This is a genomic window from Pseudomonas sp. GW821-FHT02H09, assembly GCF_059421425.1.
In genome coordinates this window covers 1-26,902 of sequence record NZ_JBWKVA010000033.1, presented here as the reverse complement: position 1 = coordinate 26,902, position 26,902 = coordinate 1, and the positions used below count along the sequence as shown (strand labels likewise).

Sequence of the window (26,902 nt, the reverse complement as noted above, 5' to 3'; positions counted from 1 at the left end):
CGGTATTGGGCGGGATAGATAGCTATTGCCCATCCAGCTTGAACGCGACCCCGTGAACTTACTTCAAGGTGCCCGTCGTCGCGGCGCCGGCAGTCAGGTGGGTGAGCCCAGTCAACACTGCGATCGATGTCATCCGGCGTAGAGTCGCTCCCGGATACATAATCCATCTTCCAATCGTGACTGAGCCCTTGCTGGTTGTTGTTACCTCGGTTGCGCCACGACGCGCAAATAGGGTTTCAACGTCTTGAAGCCCTGCGGGTATTTCTTCCTGGCCTCTTCGTCAGATACCGAAGTGGGAATGATGACGTCCTCACCCGGGCGCCAGTTCACTGGGGTGGCGACTGTGTGCTTGGCGTTCAATTGCAGAGAATCGAGCAGGCGCAACACTTCATCGAAGTTGCGCCCGGCACTCATTGGGTAGATCAGCATCGCCTTGACCTTCTTGTCCGGGCCGACGATGAACACCGAACGCACCGTGGCGTTGTCCGCGGCGGTGCGTGAGCCGCCACTGGCATTCGGGTGAATCATGTCGTAGAGCTTCGCCACCACCAGGTTTGCGTCGCCGATCATGGGATAGTTGACCGCATGGCCCTGGGTCTCTTCGATGTCACCGACCCAGGCCCGGTGGTCACTGACCGGGTCGACACTGAGCCCGACTATCTTGGTGTTGCGTTTATCGAATTCCGGCTTAAGTCCGGCCATATAACCGAGCTCAGTGGTACACACAGGGGTGAAGTCCTTCGGATGCGAGAACAGGATGGCCCACTTGTCGCCAATCCACTCGTGGAAGTGCAGCGGACCTTCGGTGCTTTCGGCAGTGAAATCCGGTGCTTCGTCGCCAATACGGATTGCCATGTTCGATCTCCTTACAGTGACTGGTAGGGAAGTTGTCAGAACTCCGACTGCAGTTCCAACGGCATTCGGTGTCTGCGTTGAACCTGTCAACGCGAGTCAGTATAGGAGACGTACCAAGACAAGGCGCAAACCAGGGTATTTACTCTGTAAGTGCTTGAATTAGTGTGTCTTACGGTGTCATCAGCATTAAGCTGGTGACTCAGTCGATAGACCGGCCTCAATCCTCTTTTCGCGGACTCATCCAGCAATAGCGTACGTGGCGCCGCCCAGGTGGTGCATCTGTCTTTCGGTGCCCCACAATGCGGGCATCAGGCGGCAATCAAAACCGGGCAATTCGACACTGCCGTGGGGCTGCTTGAGGCGGACATTGTTGGTGGGTGCGAGATGGTTCGCCGAAGGCTGCGGAGCCGATGTTGAACATGACCGAGTAGTGGATCTGCCTGAACATACCAGCGGATGAAGTGGCCCGGATCTGCCTCCTGTTGGAAACGATCCGGGATGCTATCAACTTTCAAACTTGCGCCGTCAGAGTACTTTAAAAATAAGCTCCAACGAATAACATCCCAATCCAGAGATCCGCAAAAAGCTGACCTCCCCCCTTCGATCTTCATCATCGATGCAAACAGTATTTCGCAAAAATTTTCGGAGTTTCCCTGACGAGTTCCTCCATCAACTCGCGCGCGTTGTCGTGACGAATCAGAGAGACGGATTGCCCTGCTGACAGAGAAACGAAGTCATCGTGGCCTTGCATTAGCGCCGCTCTTCCGAGATTCCCCATGTACCAGGCCTGGACAGGATAAGCCGCAATTTTTGAGCTGCTGTGACTCATCTCGGTAGTCATCCTGTTCGAAATGCTCCTCGCCAGGCGCCCAGTGAAGGCTTTCGTCAGCGTCGTAGATCCCGAATGACTCTCGCAAAGGGCTTTGCGATGCGGGGAACTCGCCGCTGACTCTTTACAGGCAAGAAACGCAGTACCAATCTGAACGCCGTGAGCCCCCAAGGCAAAGGCTGCCGCCACCCCGCGTGCATCAGCTACGCCACCGGCAGCGATAACGGGGATCCCCACCTGGTCCACGACCTGGGGAATCAAGGAAAATGTGCCCGTAAGCGATTCTTCAGCCGATCTCAGGAACGACCCTTTATGACCACCGGCTTCGAATCCTGAGGCAACAATGCAATCGACGCCTGCACGTTCCAATGCTTTCGCTTCCAGCGCAGTGGTCGCTGTCCCCATCGTCAAAATACCCAATGACTTGCAGGCAGCAATAATGGCGACAGGAGGAATGCCGAAAACAAAACTGAATACGTGCGGCTTAATTTCCAGCATTGCAGCTAGCTGGGCGCCCAAATCAGGGATAAAACGCTCTGGCGTGGCCGGAACTTCCTTTCCAAGTTCGGCATAATACGGACGCAAAAGCTCGCCTGCTTCATGAACGCCTTCGGGGCTTGATTCTGTCTCTTCACCGTTAGACATCCAAAGGTTGATGGCAAACGGTTTACTCGTCGCTATACGAATCTGCCGTGCCACATCAATCATTTGCGCGGGCTCCAGTGACTGCATGCCAAAAGACCCTAAACCTCCGGCATTGGATACAGTACTGACCAGTTCAACGGACGAGGGGCCGCCACCAAAGGGACCTTGAATAATGGGAAATTTTATACCCAACAGTCTTGTTGCGGGCGTGTTGGACCACATCGGCATACGCTCCGTTTGCTATCGAAATTGAATAATATTTTTCTTTGGGATATCCGCTAGTTGGGGCACCCATAAATATTGAGATGTACCAACAGCCGGCTCATATCTGCAGCAAGCTTAGAGGCAAATCGAGACACGCCGACTTTTTGCTCATTCACTTTAGAGCCAATGAATAGCTATTTCTGGCCATTTGCGCACGAGATAGCGAGAGGCTTATTGACCGGCTGACGGTGACCCGTAGCGTGTGTAGACGAACCTGTCTAAAATTCTCGTAGCACAACCGCCCCTTCTACGGACGGTTGACTCAGAAGGCTCATATGAAACTTGCACTGGTTGTTTTTGATGGTGTCCAGGCGCTGGATGTAGCAGGTCCCCTCGATGTGTTCGCCGAAGCGAATTCATTCCTGCCAGAAGGTCAGCGGTATGACGTCTCAATGGTGGGGGTTCGACCAGGAAATGTACGCTGCTCGAACGGGATGGAGATTGCCGTTCCCTATCACTATCAAAACTATCCGGGCCATTGCGACCTGCTTCTCGTGGCGGGTGGTCCGAGAATGCCGGACGCACGGCCAGAAGAAGGTTTTCTGGATTGGTTGCGCAGTCAGGCGGCGGGATCTCGGCGATTTGGATCGGTGTGCAATGGAGCCTTTCTGTTAGCTCATGCTGGCTTGCTGGATGGGCGCGAAGTGACCGCACACTGGAATGATGTTCAGCGGCTTGAAGATCAATTCCCTCTTACCTTGATCCGGCCTGACAAAATCTTCGTACGCGATGGAGATCTGTTCACCTCTGCCGGTGTGTCGGCCGGCATCGATTTGTGCCTGTCTTTGGTCGCTGAAGACTGGGGTAACGAACTTGCAGTCACCGTCGCAAAACGCCTGGTTGTGTACATCCACAGAGAGGGCGGACAGTCACAATCGAGCCCATTCCTGGCCTTGCGCCCCGAAGAGAACTCCATCGTCACTACGGTGATGCGTTATGTGACAGATCATATCGGTGAAGCATTTTCGATGGATCAACTGGCGGATGCCGTGTCGGTGAGCCGTCGTACTTTTTCGCGAATTTTTTCCAGATACGCAGCTGTCACGCCTGCGGCTTTCGTTGAACAGGTGCGGGTTGACCATGCTCGAAAAATGCTTGAAGACACAGACGTCCCATTAAAAACCATTGCATTCAACTGCGGCTTTCATAACTCAACACATATGCGCATGATTTTTTCACGACGCTTGAATACCACGCCGAAAGAATACCGGAGTCACTTCAGAAACACCGAGAAAAGCGCAAAAGTAATACACAAGAAAGTATCGCAGGTGCCCCACCACACCACGAAAAAAATCGAGGCAGCATAGTGAATCTCCTGGCGGCGTCCGAAACAAAAAGATGGCACCGACGCGGGTTCACATCAAGTTTATAAAGCATCGATTTCAAGCCAGATTCAATCACTTTCTGGCCAAGTACGAGCAGCTCCGATACGGGTGGATGCTTGGCCGAAAATCGCCTTTCTTTGGCCTTGAACCGCACCATCTATAAGTATTTTAGAATGACATTTTAGTTAGCATCGCTCTAACAATCCGAGGGCAGAGAAACGAGGAGTTAGCGATGCAAAGCCAAAAAACTTCAGTCTTACATGGTGGGAACGCCTCCTATGTTGAAGAGTTATATGAGCAGTTTCTCGTTGACTCCTTAACCGTACCCGATCAATGGCGTACCTACTTTGAGTCATTTCGGCTGCCTCTCGGCATTGGTGAGCTGCAGACAGCTGACATTGCGCACGCGCCGATAGTCGAGCAGTTTGTGCAGCTTGCGCGACGTGCCGGGCGCAAGGCTTTGTCGGTCGCCGTTCCAGACATGGAAACTGCTCGTAGACAATTGGCAGCTCAATCATTAATCGCGACCTTTCGAATGGTCGGCGCACGTCGGGCCGATCTTGATCCTCTGCGATGGGCTCCATTACCTGGCATGCCGGAGCTGTCGCCTGAGTTTCACGGATTGGAAGGCTGCGACTTATCTAAAAAAATCGAGCTGCCAGGTAACCACTTCTGGAAAGGCGAAGGGTCTATTTCTGACCTGGTCTGCGCATTAGAGACAACCTACTGTGGAACTTTAGGCACCGAATTCATGTACCTGAGCGACCCATTGCAACGCGATTGGTGGCAGATCCGTCTCGAGTCCACACGATCGAAGCCGGCGCTCGGTCCCGAGAAAAAACTTCGCATTCTTGAGCGTCTTTCGGCGGCGGAAGGGTTCGAGAAATATCTGCATATCCGGTACACCGGTCAAAAACGATTTTCGTTGGAGGGCGGTGAATCCTTGATCGTCCTTCTGGATGAGCTCATCAATCATGGCGCAAAAAACGGTGTACGTAATGTCGTAATGGGCATGGCTCACCGTGGCCGTTTGAATGTTCTGGTGAACACGGTTGGTAAGCCACCGGCTTATCTATTCGATGAGTTCGATAACAAAGCTGCCAATGTTTTACCGGCGGGTGACGTGAAGTACCACAAGGGGTTCACGGGGAACATAGAAACGCAAAACGGTACGGTGAAAGTCGCCTTGGCCTTCAACCCTTCTCACCTGGAAATCGTCAACCCGGTTGTTCAAGGTATGGCTCGAGCTCAAAGCGAGCAGTACGAAGCTTCCCAGCGCGGCAGCGTGCTGCCAGTAGAGATACATGGTGATGTGGCCATTTCCGGACAAGGTGTCGTCATGGAAACATTGAGCCTGAGTTACACCAAAGGGTATGGCACCGGCGGCACCGTACACATCGTCGTGAACAATCAGATTGGCTTTACCACTTCTGATCCACAAGAAACCAGGTCCTCATTTTTCTGCACTGACATTGCAAAGATGATTGAGGCGCCGGTATTGCACGTGAACGGGGACGACCCTGAGGCTGTTGTCAATGCGGTACAGCTCGCACTCGATTTCCGCAAAGAGTTTGGCAAAAGCGTAGTGATCGACCTGGTCTGCTTCAGACGGCACGGCCATCAGGAGCAAGACACACCCAACATTACTCAGCCGCTGATGTACCGTTCGATCAGTACCCATCCGGGCATACGTCAAATCTATGCCAATAAGCTGGTCGCTTCGGGACTGCTAACTGACGAGCAGGTTTTGTCCATCGCGCAGGTTTACCGCGACGGTCTGGAAAACTCCCAGTCTGGCGCTATAGCTGAAATCTCCATGGCCGTAGAGACAGCTCGACAGTTCTCTCCAGGCCTGAAAACCAACTTTTACTCAGCACCGACACTGGAGCAAATCAAAGCACTGGCTACCCGTATTTCAGAGCTTCCTGCAGATTTGAAATTGCACCCTCTGGTATCCAGGGTCATCAATGGCCGGCACGAGATGGCAATGGGCTCGAAACCGTTGGATTGGGGCATGGGTGAACACCTTGCTTTCGCATCGGTGTTGTCTGCTGGTGTCGATGTGAGGCTCAGTGGGGAGGATTGCGAGCGAGGCACTTTCAGCCATCGGCACGCCGTTTTAAATCCGCAGAATCGTGAAGTGCGTGGACAAGGTAAATATCGGCCTTTGGATTATGTGGCCCAAGGGCAGCAGGGTAACTTCACGGTCATCAACTCGGTTTTGTCCGAAGCCGCGGTCCTGGCCTTTGAATACGGTTACACCATCGCTCGTCCTGACGCACTGGTACTGTGGGAAGCTCAATTCGGAGATTTTGCCAACGGCGCGCAGGTAGTTATCGACCAGTTCATTGCCGCTGGCGCTGCCAAATGGGGTCAGCACAGTGCATTGACAATGTTGTTGCCGCACGGGCAAGAAGGTCAGGGTCCGGAACACGCTTCAGCCCGACTGGAGCGATACCTGCAATTATGTGCGCAAGACAACATGCGGGTTTGTCAGCCGACGACGCCGGTTCAGTTCTTCCATTTGCTGCGGCGTCAGGCGTTGCATTCCGCACCCAGGCCATTGATTGTGATGACTCCGAAATCCTTGTTGAGGCATCCAGATGCTGTGAGCGAGCTAATGGAATTCTCTGAGGGATCTTTTCAGGAGGTGATGGGTGAGAGTTTTACCGCTGCTGCGGAAGATCAAAAGGTGACCCGTGTGATCGCCTGTTCCGGAAAGATCTACTATGAACTGTTGGCACACCGCCGTGCTGTGAATGCTGAACATATTGCTTTTGTCCGCCTGGAGCAGCTCTTTCCTTTTCCTTGCGAGGCGTTGGCTAATGAACTCGGTCGTTACAAAAATCTGAAATCGGTGGTCTGGTGCCAGGAGGAATCCCGTAATCAAGGTGCCTGGAAATTCGTCGATGATTATCTGCGTGAAATTACCCCTGAGTCGGCCTCGCTTCGTTACGCAGGACCACCACCAGGTGCATCCACGGCACCAGGCAATATGACGATGCACGTTGAGCAACAACGCCTGGTCATTCAAAGCGCGTTCTCTTAGGGGACGATTTGTGCTCCCTCTCGTCGCCATCCTGGTGTCGAGAGGGAGTCGCCAAGCTTGTCGCAAGAGGTGATCAACGCGTAAGTTGAATGGGCCGCCATTTAAAACCGGTAGGAGTTGATCAATGCGCATCGCCTTGCTGTCCGACATCCACTTGTCCGTCAACGCATTACCTTTTCCCGATGTGGATGCCGATATCGTAGTCCTCGCCGGAGACATCTCCCGACCGGCAGCGGCCATTGAGTGGGCCAAATCCTGCCCCGCTCCGGTCGTGTACGTGGCAGGCAATCACGAGTTTTATGGCAGTGACTTGATCTCTACCTACGAGCACTTGAACAGATTGTCGCAAGGCACACAGATCCACGTGCTGGAACGTTCGGAGTATGTCCACAACGGCGTGCGTTTTCTGGGTTGCACCCTGTGGTCTGACTATCGTCTTTTCGATTCCGCAGAGGATCGGGCACGGGGCATTGATCTGGCGACGAAGGTCATTCGGGACTTCACCCACATAAAAATCTCACCCGATTTTCAAGACCTGTTCACTCCGGCGATTTCCCAACTGGTTTTTTTACAGACAGTCGCCTGGCTGGAAGACTGCTTTACCAAAAACAGAACCATGCCCACGGTGGTGGTTTCCCATTTTGCACCGACACGGTTGAGCATCAGCCCGGCTTTTGCGAGTTCGCCGATTAACTCCAGTTATGTTTCAGACCTCGAAGAGCGGATCAAAGACTGGCAACCGGCACTTTGGCTACATGGCCATACCCATGGGAGCTTTGACTATCGGGTGGGCAATACCCGCGTCATTTGCAACGCCCGGGGCTATGCAAAAAATGGCATCAATGAAAACCCTGAATTTAATGGCTCATACGTGATTGACCTGGATATATGAGGCAACACACTGCAAATCCCCCTCCGTAAAACCACCAAGGCAATCACCGGCACCATCCCGTTCCGATGTAGAGGCACCATGGCAAGGTGATATCGTCGGTCTACCGGACCTGCCTGATATCCACGCATACACAGCTGCCTCACGAAGCATCGACGGATCGGGCTGCGCCATGAAGTCACGGAAAAACGTTGGGGAGTATTTAATTTCGGCAGCGAGTGCCGCATTTGACGCGTTGAGACAACAGCTTTACCGACAGTTACCTTTCCCGGCATCAAAGTGATCTAGCTGATCCACCATTGCGATGGATCATTCCAAAACGTTACTAACGCAACGGTTCTTTTTACTTTACCAGCCGCTTTTCCTTGGACGGTCTGTAACCGAAATACGAGCTATAGCACTTGCTGAAATGACTGGGCGAAACAAAGCCACAGGCAACCAGCACATCGACCTGGGACAGCTCTGTGTGCTGGAGAAGTCGTCGCGCCTCGGTGATACGCAGTTCCATGTAATACCGTTGTGGCGTTGTGCCAAGTTGCTCCTTGAACAAGCGCTCGAGTTGTCGACGCGAACGGCCGGCGTAGACCGCCAGCTGCTCCAACTCCAAAGGCTCTTCGAGGTTGGCATCCATCAGCTTGACCACCTCACGTAACGGCGCGCTCACACAGATATTTTCAGTTGGTTTGATGCGCCGATAACGAGACTCCTCGAACGCCAGAATGTCCTCTATACCCTCGACGAGGGCTTTATCATGCAGTCCTTTGATCCAGTCCAGGGCCATATGAAAGGCCCCGGAAGGACTGGAAGCCGTGAGCCGATCTCGATCAATGATATAGGGCTCACTGCTGACCTGCGTCGCCTTGCAGAACTCAGCGAGTGCGGGGCGATGTTCGGGGTGAATGGCACAACGGTAACCGTCAAGCAATCCTGCCCTCCCCAGGAACCATGCACCATTCCACAATCCGGCCAGACTGACACCCAGATCCGATGCAGTCCTGAGCAGGGTGATAAATCCATCATTAGCCTTCAGTTCTGTCCTGTAGCCGCCGCAAATGACCAGTAGATCAAGGTCGTTAATCACTGAACAATCGATACGCGCATCCGGCCGAATGACCAAGCCCAGATCACTGACGACCTCCCCATCGGTCAAGCCAAACGTTCGGGAAGAGAACAACCCGGGTCGTAGAAGATTCGCGGTGACAATCGTATCCAGCGCTTGGGTGAACGCGGGCAGCGAGAAATGCTCAAGCAGCAGAAATCCTGCCCGAACCATTTGAGTCGTCTCGTTGGGGTTTTCATTCAGATAGCGGAGATTTTTCCCCTTCATGCCTCCGCTGAATTGGCGTCGCTCGATCAATGTTCGACCTACTTTCTTATGTTAATGAACACGTTATTTGGTGCGTTGATAAAGCGCAATGCCAAGCGCCAGAAGTACAAAAAGCGCTTACCCCTGGCGTCATTACTCTGCTGATCAGGCAAGCTGAAAACCGTGACGAAGCGGGTCTTTATCATCGACAAATATGGTGTTGTGTCCCGTTATCTGCGCCCAGCCACCGATACTTGGCCTGATGCCATCAAACCTTCCGACTTTCACCGACGCTTCGACTTTCCCTTCGAAGATCGTCCCGATCAAGCTTTCGTTGCGGAACGTATCACCCACCTTCAATCGTCCTTTACCAAATAGTTGAGCCATCCGTGCCGAGGTACCTGTACCACCGGGAGAGCGATCAATGGCCTTGTCGCCGTAGAACACGGCACCGCGTCCATCTGCTGCCGTGCTGTGTTCGTCGTCGCACCAGATGACATGGTGAACGCCACTGATTCTGCTGTTCTCGGGATGCACGGGGTCACATACTTCTGCCAGAGCCGAGCGCAGTTTCTGGCTCAGGTTGACGATGTCTGCCGTGGTCAATCCTTGCAAGCCGGCCCAGTTTTCCTGCGGCTCGACCACCGCATAGAAATTGCCGCCGTAAGCAATGTCCACGACGAGCTCACCTACGCCTGGCACATCCACCACCACGTCGGCACTGTGCAGATAACTGGCCACGTTGAACAGGCGGATGGAGTCGACATATTCGCGGTTCATGGTGTACTCGACATCCACTCGCCCGGCCGGCGTCTCGATGGCCAGCTTGCCCGATTCGCGCGGTGTGATCAGGCCTTCCTCGATCACCACGGTAGACAGACCGATAGTCCCTGCCCCACACATCGGCAGACAGCCACTGACCTCGATAAACAACGCACCAAAGTCACAGTCATCACGCGAGGACGGATAGATGATGACGCCGGACATGATGTCGTGCCCCCTGGGCTCGAACATCAACGCGGTTCGCACCCAGTCATGATCGCGGACAAAAATTTCTCGTCGTTCGGCCATCGACACCGACGGCAACAAAGGGCCGCCACCTGCCACCACCCGAACCGGATTGCCGCACGCATGTGAGTCGATGCAAAAAAAGCTGCGTCTCATACTGGAAACCTATCAAACGAGGTTGCTGGGGGAGTGACGCTGCAATGCGCCGCGTGACAGACGATCCAGCAGCAGTGCCACCGCCACAATCGCCAGGCCGGCCCGGAGTCCCAGGCCCATTTCCATCCTTGAGAGACCTCGGGTTACTTCAGCCCCTAAACCGCCCGCCCCCACCAGACCTGCCAGCACCACCATCGCCAAGGACATGAGGATGCATTGGTTCAGGCCTACCAACAGCGTGGGAGCGGCAGTCGGCAGTTCAATCTTGAACAAAATGTCCCTTGGCGAAGCACCGGACGCCTGCCCCAGCTCCAGCAAATCTTTCGGCAACTGTTTGAACGCCAGGGTTGTCAGCCTGAGCATCGGCGGAATGCCGTAAACGATGGTCGCAATAATTGCCGGCACCCGCCCCAGGCTGAACAGAATCACGGCGGGGATCAGGTAAACCCATGGCGGCACCGTCTGCATGATGTTGAGGATCGGCAGGAACGCTTCATCAACCCGCTTCACCCGTGCGGCCAGCACACCGAGTGGAAAGGCGATGGCCACCGATATCAGAACCGCGACCGAGACCAGGGCAATGGTTTGCATGGAGGCGACCCAAAGACCGGAGAATAAGCAAAAAGCCAACATCAAAGCAGCAAATACGGCGACGCGTTTGTTGGTGAGAAAAAAAGCTCCAACGACGACGATCCCAATGAACAAATAAGGATGGGGCGCAAGCAGCGCGGCCTCAACGAAGCCAAGTACCGCCTCGATGACTTGGCTGATCCCTTTGAACAAACCGTGCAGATTGGCGTTCAGCCAGTCAACGGCAGGTGCAAGGAACTCACCCGGGGAAAATTGGATGTTCATGGTAGTCATTGGCTTTCTCCCATCCGCGAACGTGCAGCGTGCTGCGCCAACCGATCCAGAATCATGGTCAGAATGACGATGGCGATGGCCGCATTGATCGACTTGGCGATATCCAGTGTGCGAACAGCTGCATAAATCGACTCACCCAGGCCGCCGGAACCCACGATGCCGGCAATAACCACCATGCCGAATGCCATCATCAAGCTCTGATTCACCCCTGCCATGATGCTTGGCTTGGCGAATGGCAGGCGGATCTTGAAGAACATCTGCCAACCGGTGACGCCACTGGCATCCCCCAGCTCGATGAATTCCCGTGGAGTCATGCGAATCCCCAGAGAGGTCAGGCGTATGGCCGGTGGTACGGCAACGATAAAGGTGGCCAACAGTGCCGTGGCCGGGCCGTAGCCCAGCAGGGCGATTGCCGGCAACAGATAGATGTAGGGCGGCAGGGTCTGGATCAGATCCAGAACCGGATCTACGACGCGATCAACTGACGGCGCGAGACCGGCCAGCACGCCCAATGGGATCGCTACCACCAGCGCCAGCACGGTAGCCGTAAGCACCAGGGCAAGGGTACTGACCGTCTCCGGCCACAAGCCAATCACGTCGCAAAACAACAACGCCAGGCCTGCGAGAATTGCGAACCGAACGCCGACAACCCGCCACCCGATAAGGGCAATGGCTATCGCGACGATGTAATACGGGGGATAAGCAATGCACCAGAGAACACTTTTGTATATGCCCGTCAGCAATGCATTGACGCCGTCGAATAAAAATTCGCCGTGATCCGATAGCCATTCCAGACTCGAGTCGACGACCGAGTCGAACTGATTGGAAAAGTCCGGGATGCTCATGTCGATGCCTCCAGAAGACTGGCGGCGGTCGAAGCCGCGAACTCATTCGGAATGCCTTGAACGCCACGCAGCAGATCACGCAGCGTAATGATGCCTACCACTGTTCCGTTGTCGACAACAGAGAGTGCGTCACGCTCGGACTTCATGGTCAATTCGATCAGCTCGTTGATATCGGCGTCGAGCGAGGTTTTGGCAAGCCTGGAAATGTCGCAGCCAGGGTTCGCCACCTGGTAAGGCTCCACGGGCGTCATGACCGACTGGGCTTTAACCAGATGCAATCTGGAAATGCCCGCCACAAATTCCGCGACGTAGTCGTCAGCCGGATTGAGAACGATCTCCTCGGCCGTACCCACCTGGATGATCACGCCGTCCTTCATGATCGCGATGCGGTCACCGATTCGAATCGCCTCGTCCAGGTCGTGCGTGATAAACACGGCGGACTTGCCAAGCTCCTTGGTCAACTGGCGAAATTCATCCTGCAACTGCCGGCGAATCAACGGATCAAGCGCACTAAAAGGCTCATCCATCAAAATCACTTCAGGATCGGCGGTGATGGCACGTGCCAGACCCACACGTTGCTGCATACCTCCAGACAACGCGCTGGGATAATGTGAAGACCAATCGCTCAAACCCACCTTGGCCAAGGCCTGCTCGGCCACCTTGTAACGTTCAGCCTTGCCCACGCCCTGCACTTCCAGGCCAAACGCCGTGTTCTCCAACACTGTTCGATTTGGTAACAAAGCGACGCTCTGAAAGACCATGCCAATGTGACGCGCCCTAACCTCACGAAGCTGTGCAGCTGTAAGGGAAGACAGATCCTTGCCTTTAACCAGGACTGTCCCTGAGCTAGGTGTGATCAGCTTATTGAGTAGCCTGATAAGTGTGGATTTGCCACTGCCGGACAATCCCATGATGCAAAAGATCTCTCCTCGGCGAACCTGGAGACTGACGTCGGAGACGCCAACCACGCAGCCGTAGTTTTGCAGGATCTGAGTCTTGGTGAGCCCCTGCTGAACAACAGCATTCATTGCTGCAGGTGCGGCTTTCCCGAAGATTTTCCAGACTGACTGGCAATCTATCAGCACTTCGTTGGTGTCAATTTTGGGCGTTGTCATTTTCGTAACCCGTGAACCAGTTTTCTGGTTTTTCTAATTAATCAAAGGGCGGCAGTGGCTACAAAGCAAAAATTGATTAGTTCTTGATATTTTCCCAACGCTTCAGCAGCTCGGCGTGGCTATCCGTCCAGCCCTTGATAGCCTGCTCCATCGTCTTGCCATCCTTGACTTCAGCATTCATCGCGGTGATGTCTGCGATCGGCACGTATACGCTCGCCATGAGTTCGCGAGCACGTGGATTGCCTTCAGCAAAGCCTTTGTGGCCGATCCAGTAGTAGCCTTGCTGTGGGGGGAATATGGCTTTTGGATCTTTCAGGAATTTAAGATCGAACTTCTTGGTCATCCAGGAGGGTTCCCAGACGGTTACAACTACCGGCTCTTTACGGTCGACGGCTGATTTCAACGCTGCAGTCATCGCGGTGGTACTGCCCTCGACCAGCTTAAGCTTGAGGTCATACGCTTTAACTACGTTGTTAGCGTCGCTCATCAAGCCAGACCCTGGCTCGATACCGATAATTTTGCCGCCCAGTTTTTCCGAGTTAGCATTCAACTGATCAATGGAATCAATGTTGACATAGCTCGGCACTGCAAGACCTTGGTAAAGGCCAAAGGAAACAGGAGATAGTTTCTCGATCTTGTTCTTGTTTTTGTTCCAGTAATCGTTCGCCGCATAGTCCGTTTGGGACGCCAACACCTGAACATCACCCTTGGTTAACGCGGCGTACGCGATGCCCCACTCGGAAAAATCTACAACTTTCACTGTGTAGCCAGCGTCTTCAAGCACCTTCTTGGTGATACCGGTGATGGGAGTCAAATCCTCCCAAGTCATCGTACCCATGGTGATGTTCTTTTCTTCGGCGTGAACTGGCAAACTCATTACACCAGCCACAGCGACAGCGCAGATTGCCTTCCAAATCTTTTTCATGGCGTACTCCGAACTACGGTTAAAACCAGAGATTAGGCCTTTATGAAATAAAAGCCGGTTGTGTGAAACACTTCAGCCCTCTCGCCCTGCTCTCAGCGCCTGCCAACGAATAACCGAGTTGACACCCAGCTTCGTTAATATCCTGGGTGGAAGCCTGCTTGGCCCAGGCGCTTGACTGAAACTTTCTAAAAACTTTGAATTGGTGCCGGAGGCCAACTCAGCGGCCATCACGCCCGCCAGGGTACTCTTGACAGTTCCCAGCCCATTTTCGCAGCAAGCCGAATAGAGGTTTTCTTCTATCTCGCCAAAGGCTGGAGCGCTGTTACGGCTCAAGCAGAGGCGTCCAGCCCAGCTAAATTCCAACGGAGTCGACTTCAGCTCGGGAAAGCGCGCGTCCAGCGAATGCCGTTGCTCTTCGGCAATCCCGGCAACACGCTTTAGTGTCACTTGAATACTTGGGTCATACGTGAACTTTGTACGGATAACGATGCGCGAAAGCCCATTTGAAGTAATCTTGCGAACGGTCGCTCCCATCGGATCCGCGGGTAACAAGGCCCATCGATCCTTACCTGTCACCGGCCTTCCAAACTCATGATGACTATAAGCAGCCGTCATCGAAGCGTAGGTAAACACGTGCAGCAGTCGACCTTGAAAATGGCCGAAGTCTTCGATATGGCCATTGACTCCAAGAATCACCTTAGGTGCATTAACCACACCATGATGAGACCTCGCCTTCCAGCTATTTCCCGATCTGGAAAGTTCAATAATCGGAGAGCGTTCATAAAGGCTGACGTTCTTATCAAGCCCAAATGCAAAATCCCTAATATATTGAGCGGGCTGAATCATCACCGCACCGGGCGTATAAAGCCCACCATGGTAATAACGGGAGCCGGTGATCTCTTGCATCTGCGCAGCGTCCAGCAACTCGTATTGCTCGCCAATGCCCTTTAGCGATTTCGCATAGTTGTCATTGAGCTTCATCCCCCGCTCTGTTGCAGCCGCGTTGATCTTTCCGGACGGATCAAAGGTCTCGACAGACATGCCGTACTCGCGTGCGGCTTGCGCTGCAAAAGCGATAGCAAAGCGGTTCTGGGCGATTTCCAACGACGTTGCAGACTCAGCGGCAACCGAATACTCCCCAGATGAAAGACTGTGGGGCACGTCGATCATGAAGCCAGAGTTTCTTCCTGCTGGCCCCTTCGCGACTTCATGGGCATCAACGACCGCGATGCTATCGCCGGGATGCAGTTGGGCTAGCCTGCGCGCAGCGGACAGACCTGCAAACCCTGCTCCGATAATCAGCCAATCTGCCGACACGCTCCCATCAAGCATGCGCACAGGAGCAGTGCGCGTGGAAATCGCCTCCCAACCTGAAACCCCGGTGTCTACCGGTAGGCGCTTGATGGTCTGGGTGCTCATTTTTCAGTCTCTTCATCCGACCGACCAGAAACATCGATCCAGATGGTTTTGATTTCGGTGTACTGATCGTGAGCAAAAATCGATTTGTCTCGACCGCCGAACCCTGACTCCTTGTAGCCGCCGAAAGGCGTGGAAGCATCGCCCTCACCAAAGCAGTTCACGGTGACGATGCCGGCGCGAATTTCCCGCGACAACTTGATCGCCCGTCGCAGACTGCCGGTATAAACAGAGGCGGCAAGGCCGTATACCGTGTCATTGGCCAAGGCAATGGCTTCGGAGATCGAGCTGAATGTGGTGACCGAAAGAACCGGGCCGAAAACCTCTTCCTGGAACAGCCGGTTGTCCCGACCTACGCCGTCAATCACGGTCGGCTCTACGAAGGCACCGTCTTTGGTCGCGCCGCCGTACACAACTTCGAGCTTTCCAGCGGTGGCATGCTCAAGGTACGACTTCACTTTCGCGAAATGCTCAGGGCTGACCAGCGCCCCAACACGGTTTTGCGGATCGAGTGGATCGCCCATTTTCCATTCGCGGATGTAGGCGCCCATGCGCTGTAGCAGCTCATCTTTCACGGATGTGTGGACTATCAGGCGCGAGGTTGCAGAGCAATTCTCGCCCATGTTCCAGAACGCACCGTTTACGACATGCTCGGCAACGCGATCCAGATCTTCCGCATCGTCCATCACCACGGCAGGATTTTTCCCGCCGCATTCGAGGACAATACGTTTCAGATTCGAATCGGCTGCGTAATGCAGAAACCGGCGACCGGTCGCGGTGGAGCCAGTGAAGCTCACCATGTCGACATCGTGATGCAAGCCAATCGGCTCCCCGACATCCTTGCCTGTACCCGTAATGATGTTGAGCACACCTGCGGGAACACCGGCTTCAAACGCGAGCTGCGCAACGCGCAACGTCGTCAGCGAGGTTTGTTCGGCGGGTTTGACGATCACCGAGCATCCCGCTGCGAGCGCCGGGCCGATTTTCCAGGCCAGCATTAGTAGAGGAAAGTTCCAGGGCAGCACGCAGCCCACTACACCTATTGGCTCGCGAACAACCATGGTCAGTGCGTCACTGCCCACAGGGGCGGTGTTGTCATAAATCTTGTCGATCAACTCCGCGTGCCAGCGCAGCGTGTGAATGGTGTCCGGCACATCGACCAACTGACATTCACTGACGGGCTTGCCGCTATCGAGGCTTTCCAGGACTGCCAATTCGTGTTGATTGCTTTCAAGCAGATTCGCGAACTTCAGGAGAACGGCTTTTCGCTCCCTGGGAGAAATCGATCTCCAGCGTCCATCCTCAAAGGCTTCTTTAGCGTTACTAACTGCATAATCGACATCTTCAGACGCGCATGCGGCAACATCTGCCAGAAACTCACCCGTCGCCGGATTGGTCGTGGCGAACGTTTTGCCAGAGATCGCGGGCTTGAACGCGCCATTGATGAACGCGTTAGAAGGAAACGAAATACCTTTAGCGATGGCGGCGTATTCGGCCTTGCTCAGAAGATCACCCATGGCTGGCTCCCGAAGTGATGTTGGCAACGTCGCGCTTCACATCGCTGATGATCGCTACAAGGCTTTTCTTCTCTTCTGAATCAAGCGGCTGAAGCGGCAACCGCACGTCCCCTACTTTCAGTCCAGTCAGCTCGCAACCAAACTTGATCGACTGCACGAACTTGCCGCCGTCCAAAGCATTCATCAGAGGCATCATCGCCGACATGATCTGACGGCCTTTGTCGAAGTCCTTTTCAATGACGCAGGCTTCGTAAAGCGCCACGTGCTCTTTCGGCAAAAAGTTGGAGCCTGCACACACCCAACTTCTGGCACCCCATGCAAAAAACTCAAGTGCTTGATCGTCCCAGCCGCATGACAGTGCGATGTTGGGAAACTTACGCGCGAGGAGATGCACCTGCCCCATGTCGCCGGAACTTTCCTTGATGGCAATTACGTTTTTCGATTTGCTCACACGGGTGAAGTAATCCTCGTCCATCGAAACGCACATGCGACCCGGGTAGTTGTAAAGCATGATCGGCAGATCGGCAGCACGATCAATGGTCAATGCATGTATCGCGTTTTCCTCGGAGGTAGGGAGCGCATACGGTGGACTGGTGACGAGAATGGCGTCCGCTTTGATCGCTTTGGCATCCTTCGCATACTGCACCGCATCTTCAGTGCGAATGGCCCCGGTGCTAATGATCAGTTGCACCCGAGTGCCGATCACATCTTTTGCATAAGCGGCAAGCTCAGTACGTTCTTCTGCCGTCTGCGCATAATACTCGCCGGTCGACCCGCCGATAATAATGCCGTGTACCTTCGCCTCAATCAGCGACTCCAATACTTCGGAGTACACGCTCCAGTCGATCTCCCCATCGGGCTTATAAGGAGTCACCGCTGGTGTATAGATGCCTTCAAATTTCAAGATGATTTCTCCGAATATGAGTTACGTGGAAGGTCAACGAGCGCGTCCGCCTTGATGCCTTGGGGCGCGATAAAAATCTCCATGTTTTCTCGGGACAGTTCCCAATGTTCAAACACGAGATCAACTACTGCTTGTTCATCGCGACGTTCAATAGCCTCGATAAAAAAATCATGGTGCCCCGCAGAAAGTTCAAGACGCTCCTCCATATCCTCATTTTGAGGTCGGAAAAATGTATTACCGATTCGGGAGTGATCAATGAGCAATCTTTCCAAACTGGGTTGGAGATATTGGTTGCCGGCCATTTCGCCCATGATCGCGTGAAAACGATTGTTCTCGACGACCATTGCCAGCGCATCCCTTGAGGTGGTGGCAATGCGGAACCGGTGCTGCGTTTCTTTCAAATCGATCAGTTGGCGTGGCTTGAAGTTTTGAACCGCCAGACGGCCAATGGCTGCGTATATCATCGGTGCAACCAGGAAGAAATTTCGCAGTGTCGAGTGATTCATTGGAATAACCCGAGCGCCCCGGTTTTCTCGAATATCGACATAACCTTCACCGGCCAAGCGTCGGAAAACTTCTCGGACGGGCGTTCGGGATAAGCCATAACGCTCGCTGAGAATGACTTCATCCAGCGCTTCGTCAGGATCCAGTTCCATCGTCAAAATTTGACGTTTCAGGTCTTCGTAGAGACAAGTTTTGCCGTTTTTCACAAACGACCTCCAGAGGTAGTTTCGCTGTCAGGTGCGGCTGACTGATGAGTCGAGACTCGCATGGGTTTTGGGGATGGTCAATAGATTGTATTTGTTGTGTATACATAAAAAACACATGAAAAACACATGATTTTTTTGAAGAATTTTCTTTAAATTCATCAAGTTACTTAATTATTAAAAAAACGACGTGGTCGGTCACAGGAAAGAATATGGTCGTTTTTGGAATGTTTTTTCCTAGATCATTCCATAATAAAGCTTATTACCAAGCGCACTTTTGTATAGGGGCGGTTGGCCCGGTACGACGTTCCAGGAAGCGTTTGCGACATGCCTTTGAGGCAGTGGAGAGGCTTTAGTGAATGCGGACTGAAGACCCCTTGTCAGAAGGCGATTCAAAGGAGGCGGTTCCAGCGTTTCTCGGTGCTGAGCGAACAGGCAATGGCGTGTCGCTCCAGAACAACCGCAGCGGCATACATGAGCGTATCGTCAAAGCAACCAAGCATCACTACGCAATGACGGCATCACGTCGATAAGGTTTCGATGGATGGCCTGCGTCCTTGATCGGTTATGCCCTGGTGGGAGCTGGATGCTCAAACATCGTCCCTGTGCTTTTTACCGCCGCAGGCCGGCAGCAATGTATGCCACAGGGAGCGGCTATCCTGCAGATCGACACTGCCAACTGCACCCTTGGCGCAGCTCCCGTGAGCTGGTCACGTAGAGTTCGCCTGTACCCCGCATGACCGCCATGTCGGCTCGGTGCTTGAACGCAAGCGGTTGCTGCGCCAGTTCTCCTTTCAGGATCAACCACGATGGATAGTGAAGAAACCAGCAAAAAGGTTAAGGGTTACCGCCGGCTGATCCCTTCCATGACGGCGTTGATGGAGTTCGAGGCAGTAGCGCGGTTGAGCAGTTTCACACTGGCGGCTCAGGAACTGGGAGTGACCCAAGCCGCAGTAAGCAAACAGGTCAAATACCTGGAAGAAACCTTGGGTACCAGGTTATTCCATCGTCTACACCGTGCCATCAAATTAACCAGCGAGGGGTACGTGCTGTATTCGGTGGTCTCCGAATCCATGCAACGCATGGCGAGCGTCTTCGACAAGATTTCCGAGGGCATTCCCGAACAGGAATTGGTGCTTGCCTGTACTGCGGCGTTTTCACAACTACGAATCTTGCCCAGGCTGGCCTCATTGCGCCTGTCACAGCCCAAGCTGCAACTGCGCTTGATTACACACATACTCAATCCTGACGTAAGCCGACAGGATGTAGATATCGCCATTCGCTTCGGGAATGGAAAATGGGAGGACGGCACTTCGATTTTCCTGTTTGACGAAGAAGTTTTCCCAGTGTGTTCGCCGACCTGGTTGACCACTCATCCCGCACCCATGTCAGTCGACGACTTCCTGCATATGGATCTCATCGATTCGGAAACAACGCTCGAAGGTTGGATGACTTGGAATAGCTGGTTCAAGGAGCTGGGGCAGAGTCGCCCAAAGATGAATTACAGCCTGCGCTGCAGCAGCTACAACGACACTGTGCAGGCAGCGCTACAGGGGTATGGCATAGCCTTGGGCTGGAACAGGTTGCTTGGCCCTATGCTCCTCAGTGGTGAATTAGTTCGTATCTCCCCCTATGTGGTCAAACCCAAAGATGCTTATTACTTGATTGTCCCGAATGGTCGAGAAATAACGCCATTAGTTAATGTCCTGGTCGATTGGTTGCGAGATGAATCAGTATTAGCGCACTGAAGTAAATGGTAAAAAACCGGCTGAAATTTCGCATAACTTTTAGATATGCCAAGGTGAGAATAAAGCGCATTGACGCAACCCTGAAGCATTTCGATACTTGCCTCACCGTCACCTGCTGATGATTTAGATCGACCCCATGAGGCTATAATGACAACTACCGTCGTGAAATCCCAACAAGAGCTTGTTACCGCGCGCACACCAGGCCATGGCATGCATGGGGCGTTGTTTGGCCGCCAGGATATTTTCGAAACCGACGTCGATATCTTTTTCACCAAACATTGGATTTTGGTAGGCGTCACGGCTGATATTCCCGAGCCTGGGGATATTTCGACCATAGACATCGGCAAATCCTCGATCATCGTCGTACGCGACGACGACGAGCAGGTGCAAGCATTTCGCAACGTATGCCGTCATCGCGGAGCGCGTCTGAAGCCGGCCGGCAAGTCGACTGTCGGTATGCTGGTTTGCCCTTACCATCAGTGGACTTATGATCTTGATGGCAGCCTGAAGCACGCCGCTCACATGGGCAAGGATTTCGATCCAAAGTGTAAAAGTCTGATTCCTGTTCATACAAAAGTTGCCGGCACGCATGTGTTCGTTTGCCTTGGCGATCAGCCTCCCGAAGATATCGCACATCTGGAAGAAACAATGGCTCCTCGGCTAGCCCCCTACAACATCATCTATTCGAAGATTGCCTATGAGGCGCAAATCATTGAAGACGGTAATTGGAAATTGGTCATCGAGAATAATCGCGAGTGTTATCACTGTTCAGCGACGCATCCGGAATTAACAGCATCTTTCCTGCCGGAAGATTTCGGTTTCTGCGCCGATGGTCTTAGCGAAGAATCGCTTCAGGCGCTGGATGAATATGAAGAACGCAATGCTGCTGCAAAACGGAACTGGGAAAACGACGGGTTTATCTGCGACGCGGTAGAACACCTGGACGTAGACGCAGTGACCCAATTTCGCACGCAACGGCTGGTCATCGCCGGCAATGGCGAGTCTCAAACGCTCGACACCCGGGTGGCTTGTACGCGCCTGTTCGGTGACCTGACCCGCCGCGACCTCGGCGACGTTCACCTGTGGACTCATAACTCCTGGACGCATGTGATGAGCGATCACGCGGTGATTTCCTACATCATCCCTCTCGCACCTGACAAGACCTTGGTGCGTACCAAGTGGCTCGTGAATGCAGACGCCATTGAGGGCGTGGATTACAACATCGATAAGCTGACCGAAGTGTGGAAAGCGACCAATCAGCAGGACGCTAACCTTGTCGCAATCACTCATAGCGGTACGCAAGATCCTGGCTACTCGCCTGGGCCATTCTCGGCGTTCACCGAATCCTACGTTGATCAGTTCTCTCGCTGGTACGCCGCGCGGCTTGCCGCACACGGTGTGTGAGGAATGACCATGACCACCTATGAAAAAACGCCGGTTACCGCAGGCGCCGGATCCGCGCAGAGGGTATTCACAAATCCTGACACCTGGAGCGCCTGCGGCGCACAGTGGAACAGCGGCGAACAAAAGGCGCTGCAATGCTGCGCTGTGCGCGACGAAACCCACGATGTAAAGACCTTTATCTTTCGTAGTGCGGATTTCAGCGCAATAAGTTTTGAGCCAGGGCAGTTCATTACTGTATCGCCGATCATCGCGGGGCAAAGCGTGTCACGCTGCTATACGGTGTCATCATCTCCCACTCGCCCCTTTGCGCTTTCGATCACAGTCAAACGCGTTCCCGGCGGGACAGTGTCGAATTGGCTGCACGATAACTTGCGCGAAGGCGATATGTTGCTTGCTTCCGGCCCCGCTGGCAGCTTCACGCCGGTCGGCCGTCCAGCTGCCAAGCTGCTTTACCTGTCGGCGGGTTCCGGAGTGACACCTCTGATGTCCATGACACGGGCGAGTTTCGACATGGCGGCCAGATTAGATATCGTCTTCGTGCACAGTGCGCGAACGCCAATCGACATTATTTTCCATGACGAACTGAGTCGGATGCAGGCCAGCATGCCTGGCCTGCGCGTCCTGAATATCTGCGAAGGGCGCGGCGTCGACACGGATTGGGCCGGGCCGATCGGCCGCCTGGATTTGGCCCTGCTCAGCGAGCTGGTACCAGATTTCAAGGAGCGCGAAGTGTTCACCTGTGGGCCGCAAGGCTACATGGATGCGGTCAAAACCCTACTCAAACAGGGAAGCTTTGATTTCCAGCACTATCACCAGGAAAGCTTCGATATCTCGGTGCTGGACGAAGAACCTCTCATAGAACAGTCGTCCGTCCTCGATCGGCGGGAGCGCTTTTTTACGGTCACGCTGTCCCGCTCGGGTAAAACCTTCAGCATGCCAGGCAACCAGACGGTACTGGCGGCTGCAAAAAAAGCCGGTGCTATCGTCCCCTCCTCCTGCAGCCAAGGGGTCTGCGGCACATGTAAAACAGCCGTGCTGCAAGGCACGGTGGAAATGAACCACAACGGGGGTATCCGCCAGCGTGAAATCGACAAGGGGCTGCGCTTGCTCTGCTGCAGTAAACCTACGTCAGACCTTGTCATCGATTTGTAAGCCCCCACCGCACAAATCAACCCTCAAGGCATCAGCAATCCATAGGTCGTCGACTATTGAAAGTCACTCGACGACCGTGGCCTTGATCCCTTCTCAATGTCAGGCGCTGATACGCCTACATTTACAGAAGCCAGTATTCACGGCACGCCAGCATCTCAGTTTACCGTTTGATGACTGACAATGGCATGGGGCGCCTGGAGGCGCCCTTTGTTTTTTTCAGGATTGAGCTGATGGACCGTCACCGTCAGTTCGGTCAGACGATTGCCGGGCCTTGCTACAAAGTAGCTTGGCGTGGACTGCAGTCCACCGCCTATTGCGTCGCGTGTCGAGGGTTGCCAGGTCATTGCTGAGCCGCGTAGGCGACTCCCCGGTGACTTCCCACAGCAGCGCTGTTATAGCTTCCCCGTTAACCGTGCCGTGCTCTTGTAGAAGATCCGCCACAGCGGTGACAGCGGGCCAGTAACGACGCACCAGACAGCTGGACCGGGCGATTGCTTGGGATTCGGCGTCGAGTAGCTTTCGTGCGGGCAGCAAACTGATCAATTCGTAACCCCGGCACCGGTCACCCCGGCCACTGCCGCTGATGAATTTGTCAGATCTGGTGTGCCTGTAGACTGCTTCGGCTACTGGGCCGGCGAAGCATTGGAGAAGGTCGCGTTCAATAGACTCAACCATAGAGGGCAAGTATTCAGCAATCCCGGGGGGGTCGAAGGATGGGTGCGGGACACAGTAATCAGCCTCTACCAACCCCTCTACGTTTTGCGGGTTGCCGCGCAGATCAATCATTGGGCCGGCGAAGGCTTCTGTCCTGGTGCGCACAGTGACGCGCTCTATGTGCTGATCATTCCACCAAAAGGCCAGGACGTGGCCAGCTTCGTGGATGGCCGTGCGGCGCGGGCGCTGATTCATGGGCGGGTCCTCTGCCGTGCATGGGTTCGTCGCGTAAAAGGTCTTACGAGAGCTACTCATACCCGCTGCTCCATCTCCAGAGGCCCAATAAAAGATTATGCCTATCAAGACCGAATACGCCACCTATTAGCTGACTGCTTTATAGGGGTCTACCCTTAACGCAGCGCTGGTGAAAACTGGCCGGTTGAGACCTGATAAGAGATACGAATAAGTCAGAAGCGTACTAGGCTTGCCGTGGGCCACCATGCTGGTAACTCGATTGCTGCTATCCGGATTTCCCGTGTGACCACGACGATCAATTGATCGAACAGCTGGCCCTGCAGCCGATGTCATTGATTTCGCTCGTCGCTATTGCGCGCCCACACCGGGCCGGGATAGCCGGATGAACACGACCAAAGGTAGCTCACACATGGCAACTGAATCGAAATGCCCGTTCAATCACGCCGCCGCGGGCGGTGGCCCGTCGAACCGTGACTGGTGGCCGAACCAACTCAATCTGAAGATCCTGCACCAGCACTCGTCCCTGTCCGACCCCATGGACGCGGGCTTCAACTACGCCGAAGCGTTCAAAAAACTGGACTTTGAGGCGCTCAAGAAAGACCTGCATGCGCTGATGACCGATTCGCAAGACTGGTGGCCTGCGGACTTCGGTCACTATGGGCCGCTCTTTATTCGCATGGCCTGGCACGCCGCGGGCACGTACCGCACCGGTGACGGGCGTGGTGGTGCCGGCTCCGGTCAGCAACGCTTCGCGCCGCTCAACAGTTGGCCGGATAACGTCAGCCTCGACAAGGCGCGTCGACTGCTCTGGCCGATCAAGCAAAAGTATGGTCGTAACATCTCCTGGGCCGATCTGATCGTCCTCACCGGCAACGTCGCGCTGGAGTCCATGGGCTTCAAGACCTTTGGTTTTTCCGGAGGCCGTCCGGACGTCTGGGGACCAGATGAGGACGTCTACTGGGGCTCCGAAAGCACCTGGCTGGGGGGCGATGTGCGCTACGGCAAAGAGGAGAGCCGTACCGTCCAGGAGCGCAACCTGGAGAAACCGCTCGCCGCGGTGCAAATGGGCCTGATCTACGTAAACCCGGAAGGCCCGGAGGGCAACCCGGACCCGGTCGCTGCTGCGGTGGATATCCGCGAAACGTTCGCTCGCATGGCGATGAATGACGAAGAAACCGTGGCGCTGATCGCAGGCGGCCACGCCTTCGGCAAGACCCACGGCGCCGGCCCTGTATCCAATGTGGGGCCCGTGCCCGAAGCCGCTGGCCTCGAAGAGCAGGGCCTGGGCTGGAAGAGCAGCTTCGGCGCGGGCAAAGGTGGCGACACGATCTCCAGCGGCCTGGAAGTGACCTGGACCACGACACCCACGAAGTGGAGCAACAATTACCTGGAGAACCTGTTCGGCTTCGAGTGGGAACCGACCAAGAGCCCGGCGGGTGCGAACCAGTGGACGGCGAAAAACGGCGCCGGCGCGGGCATCATTCCGGATGCTCACGCCCCGTCCAAGCGTCGTAATCCAACCATGCTGACCACGGACCTGTCCCTGCGATTCGACCCGATCTATGAAAAGATTTCGCGGCGCTTCCTTGCGAATCCCGATCAGTTGGCCGACGCGTTCGCCCGCGCCTGGTTCAAGCTGATCCACCGCGACATGGGACCGCTCTCGCGCTACCTCGGCCCGGAAATGCCCAACGAAAAACTCCTGTGGCAAGACCCCATCCCGGCGCTCGACCATGCCCTGGTCAACGACAGCGACATCGCCTCACTCAAGAGCAAGCTCCAGTCCTGTGGCCTGACAGTCTCGCAGCTTGTATCAACTGCCTGGGCGGCGGCTTCCACCTTCCGTGGCTCCGACAAGCGCGGTGGCGCCAACGGTGGGCGCCTGCGCCTGGCCCCGCAGAAGGACTGGCCGGCCAACCAGCCTGAGCAACTGGCGAACGTGCTGGCGACCCTCGAGAAAATCCAGAGCGAGTTCAACAGCGCGCAGACTGGCGGCAAGAAGATCTCGCTGGCGGACCTGATCGTGCTGGCCGGTAGCGCTGGCGTCGAACAGGCGGCGAAAAATGCCGGTCACACCATAACGGTGCCTTTCATGCCAGGACGCATGGACGCGAATCAGGAACAGACGGATGTCGAGTCTTTCGGGTTTCTCGAACCCATCGCCGATGGCTTCCGTAACTACCTCAAGACCCGTTACCGGGTACCGGCCGAGGCATTACTGATCGACAAGGCGCAACTACTGACACTCACCGCGCCAGAAATGACGGTGCTCATTGGCGGCCTGCGCGTGCTCAATACCAACGTCGGACAAACCCGGCACGGGGTCTTCACCAAGCGACCTGAAGCGTTGACCAACGACTTCTTCACCAACCTGCTCGACATGGGCGTGGAATGGAAGCCGGTCTCGGACGCCAATGAAGAGTTTGAAGGGCGCGATCGCAAAACCGGCGACCTCAAATGGACAGGCACTCGTGTCGATCTCGTCTTTGGCTCGAATGCGCAATTGAGGGCGTTGGCTGAGGTCTACGCATGCAGCGACGCCCAGGAGAAGTTCGTGAAAGACTTCGTAGCTGCCTGGACCAAGGTGATGAACCTTGACCGCTTCGACCTCAGGTGATGCGAACGTTGGACCTGGTCTTGAACTGGGTCACCTCGACCTGATCGCTCAGGTTGGGGGACTCCAGGGAGGTTGCCGAGAGTAGATGCGGCATATTCCATTCGGTGCTCCTGAAAACCCGCAACGCCTCCCTGTGTGGAGGCGTTGGACTTTTTGCTCGCCGCATCGCGCAGTGACGCCCAGCCGCAGGTTGTAAATGCAGGGAACAGGCTTCGTCGGCGAGACTCGCCGGTACAGCGTCAGGTTCGGCAAAGCCGTGGGGAAGTCACCGAAGCTTTCAGGAATCAAAGACAAGCCTTTGTTCATTCCCGACTCACAAAAAAGCCCCACCCGGCTCAACACCGAATGGGGCTCGATGACGCTGAACTCGCCTTAGGCGACGTTCATGGTCTTGATCGTTCCCACGCTCTGCGTGGGAATGCCGCCCCGGACGCTCTGCGTCCGCTGTAGAGA

General features: G+C 54.7%; 19 protein-coding genes and 1 pseudogene. 8 read left to right on the top strand and 12 right to left on the bottom strand.

The window, feature by feature from the left end; genetic code table 11:
* Positions 1 to 201 precede the first annotated feature (201 nt).
* A complete protein-coding gene (locus tag AC07VR_RS29970; protein WP_494995568.1) occupies positions 202 to 855 on the bottom strand; it encodes a peroxiredoxin in 654 nt (217 codons plus the stop codon).
* A gap of 610 nt (positions 856 to 1,465) precedes the next feature.
* The gene (locus AC07VR_RS29965) at positions 1,466 to 2,551 is read right to left on the bottom strand and encodes an NAD(P)H-dependent flavin oxidoreductase (RefSeq protein ID WP_495013429.1); all 1,086 of its coding nucleotides are present in this window, start codon (positions 2,549 to 2,551) and stop codon (positions 1,466 to 1,468) included.
* 317 nt (positions 2,552 to 2,868) lie between these two features.
* Here AC07VR_RS29965 and AC07VR_RS29960 point away from each other — a divergent pair, with 317 nt between their 5' ends.
* The 3 genes from AC07VR_RS29960 to AC07VR_RS29950 all read left to right on the top strand — a co-directional run bounded on the left by AC07VR_RS29960 (position 2,869) and on the right by AC07VR_RS29950 (position 7,859).
* Positions 2,869 to 3,900, top strand: a complete 1,032-nt coding sequence (locus tag AC07VR_RS29960; protein ID WP_494995570.1) for a GlxA family transcriptional regulator — start codon at positions 2,869 to 2,871, stop codon at positions 3,898 to 3,900.
* Positions 3,901 to 4,150: 250 nt separating this feature from the next.
* A complete protein-coding gene (locus AC07VR_RS29955) occupies positions 4,151 to 6,967 on the top strand; it encodes a 2-oxoglutarate dehydrogenase E1 component (protein ID WP_495013428.1) in 2,817 nt (938 codons plus the stop codon).
* Between the two features lie 124 nt (positions 6,968 to 7,091).
* On the top strand, positions 7,092 to 7,859 hold the full coding sequence (locus AC07VR_RS29950) for a metallophosphoesterase (RefSeq protein WP_495013427.1): 768 nt from the start codon (positions 7,092 to 7,094) through the stop codon (positions 7,857 to 7,859).
* A gap of 340 nt (positions 7,860 to 8,199) precedes the next feature.
* Here the strand turns inward: AC07VR_RS29950 and AC07VR_RS29945 are convergent, their stop codons facing one another.
* From AC07VR_RS29945 to AC07VR_RS29900, 10 genes are all read right to left on the bottom strand, one after another.
* A complete protein-coding gene (locus tag AC07VR_RS29945) occupies positions 8,200 to 9,183 on the bottom strand; it encodes a GlxA family transcriptional regulator (RefSeq protein WP_495013426.1) in 984 nt (327 codons plus the stop codon).
* A gap of 144 nt (positions 9,184 to 9,327) precedes the next feature.
* On the bottom strand, positions 9,328 to 10,326 hold the full coding sequence (locus AC07VR_RS29940) for a 4-hydroxyproline epimerase (RefSeq protein ID WP_495013425.1): 999 nt from the start codon (positions 10,324 to 10,326) through the stop codon (positions 9,328 to 9,330).
* 12 nt (positions 10,327 to 10,338) lie between these two features.
* The gene (locus AC07VR_RS29935; RefSeq protein ID WP_494995574.1) at positions 10,339 to 11,190 is read right to left on the bottom strand and encodes an ABC transporter permease; all 852 of its coding nucleotides are present in this window, start codon (positions 11,188 to 11,190) and stop codon (positions 10,339 to 10,341) included.
* Entirely contained in the window at positions 11,187 to 12,035 is an 849-nt protein-coding gene (locus tag AC07VR_RS29930; protein ID WP_495013424.1) for an ABC transporter permease, read from the bottom strand. The genes AC07VR_RS29935 and AC07VR_RS29930 overlap by 4 nt, the downstream gene beginning before the upstream one ends.
* Positions 12,032 to 13,150, bottom strand: a complete 1,119-nt coding sequence (locus AC07VR_RS29925; protein WP_494995576.1) for a quaternary amine ABC transporter ATP-binding protein — start codon at positions 13,148 to 13,150, stop codon at positions 12,032 to 12,034. The genes AC07VR_RS29930 and AC07VR_RS29925 overlap by 4 nt, the downstream gene beginning before the upstream one ends.
* Positions 13,151 to 13,226: 76 nt before the next feature.
* Positions 13,227 to 14,075 (bottom strand): glycine betaine ABC transporter substrate-binding protein, encoded by an 849-nt coding sequence (locus tag AC07VR_RS29920; RefSeq protein ID WP_494995577.1) that lies wholly within the window; start codon positions 14,073 to 14,075, stop codon positions 13,227 to 13,229.
* A 72-nt stretch (positions 14,076 to 14,147) separates the two neighbouring features.
* A complete protein-coding gene (locus AC07VR_RS29915) occupies positions 14,148 to 15,494 on the bottom strand; it encodes an NAD(P)/FAD-dependent oxidoreductase (RefSeq protein WP_495013423.1) in 1,347 nt (448 codons plus the stop codon).
* A complete protein-coding gene (locus AC07VR_RS29910) occupies positions 15,491 to 17,008 on the bottom strand; it encodes an aldehyde dehydrogenase (RefSeq protein WP_495013422.1) in 1,518 nt (505 codons plus the stop codon). The genes AC07VR_RS29915 and AC07VR_RS29910 overlap by 4 nt, the downstream gene beginning before the upstream one ends.
* Positions 17,001 to 17,912: a dihydrodipicolinate synthase family protein gene (locus AC07VR_RS29905; RefSeq protein ID WP_495013421.1), complete on the bottom strand. Its 912-nt coding sequence runs from the start codon at positions 17,910 to 17,912 to the stop codon at positions 17,001 to 17,003. Before AC07VR_RS29905 ends, AC07VR_RS29910 begins: the two co-directional genes overlap by 8 nt.
* On the bottom strand, positions 17,909 to 18,622 hold the full coding sequence (locus tag AC07VR_RS29900) for a GntR family transcriptional regulator (RefSeq protein WP_494995581.1): 714 nt from the start codon (positions 18,620 to 18,622) through the stop codon (positions 17,909 to 17,911). The genes AC07VR_RS29905 and AC07VR_RS29900 overlap by 4 nt, the downstream gene beginning before the upstream one ends.
* Before the next feature lie 530 nt (positions 18,623 to 19,152).
* Between AC07VR_RS29900 and AC07VR_RS29895 the strand changes: the two are divergent.
* From AC07VR_RS29895 to katG, 5 genes and pseudogenes are all read left to right on the top strand, one after another.
* A pseudogene (locus AC07VR_RS29895) lies at positions 19,153 to 19,278 on the top strand (MFS transporter); the annotation flags it as partial.
* Between the two features lie 150 nt (positions 19,279 to 19,428).
* Complete coding sequence (locus tag AC07VR_RS29890) at positions 19,429 to 20,367, top strand: LysR substrate-binding domain-containing protein (RefSeq protein ID WP_495013420.1); 939 nt, start codon at positions 19,429 to 19,431, stop codon at positions 20,365 to 20,367.
* Positions 20,368 to 20,514: 147 nt separating this feature from the next.
* Positions 20,515 to 21,771, top strand: a complete 1,257-nt coding sequence (locus AC07VR_RS29885) for an aromatic ring-hydroxylating oxygenase subunit alpha (RefSeq protein WP_495013419.1) — start codon at positions 20,515 to 20,517, stop codon at positions 21,769 to 21,771.
* Positions 21,772 to 21,780: 9 nt separating this feature from the next.
* Positions 21,781 to 22,923, top strand: a complete 1,143-nt coding sequence (locus AC07VR_RS29880; RefSeq protein WP_495013418.1) for an FAD-binding oxidoreductase — start codon at positions 21,781 to 21,783, stop codon at positions 22,921 to 22,923.
* 1,291 nt (positions 22,924 to 24,214) lie between these two features.
* Positions 24,215 to 26,449 carry a catalase/peroxidase HPI gene (gene katG, locus AC07VR_RS29875; protein WP_495013417.1) on the top strand — a complete coding sequence of 745 codons (2,235 nt, stop codon included), beginning with the start codon at positions 24,215 to 24,217 and terminating at the stop codon, positions 26,447 to 26,449.
* Positions 26,450 to 26,902: the final 453 nt, after the last annotated feature.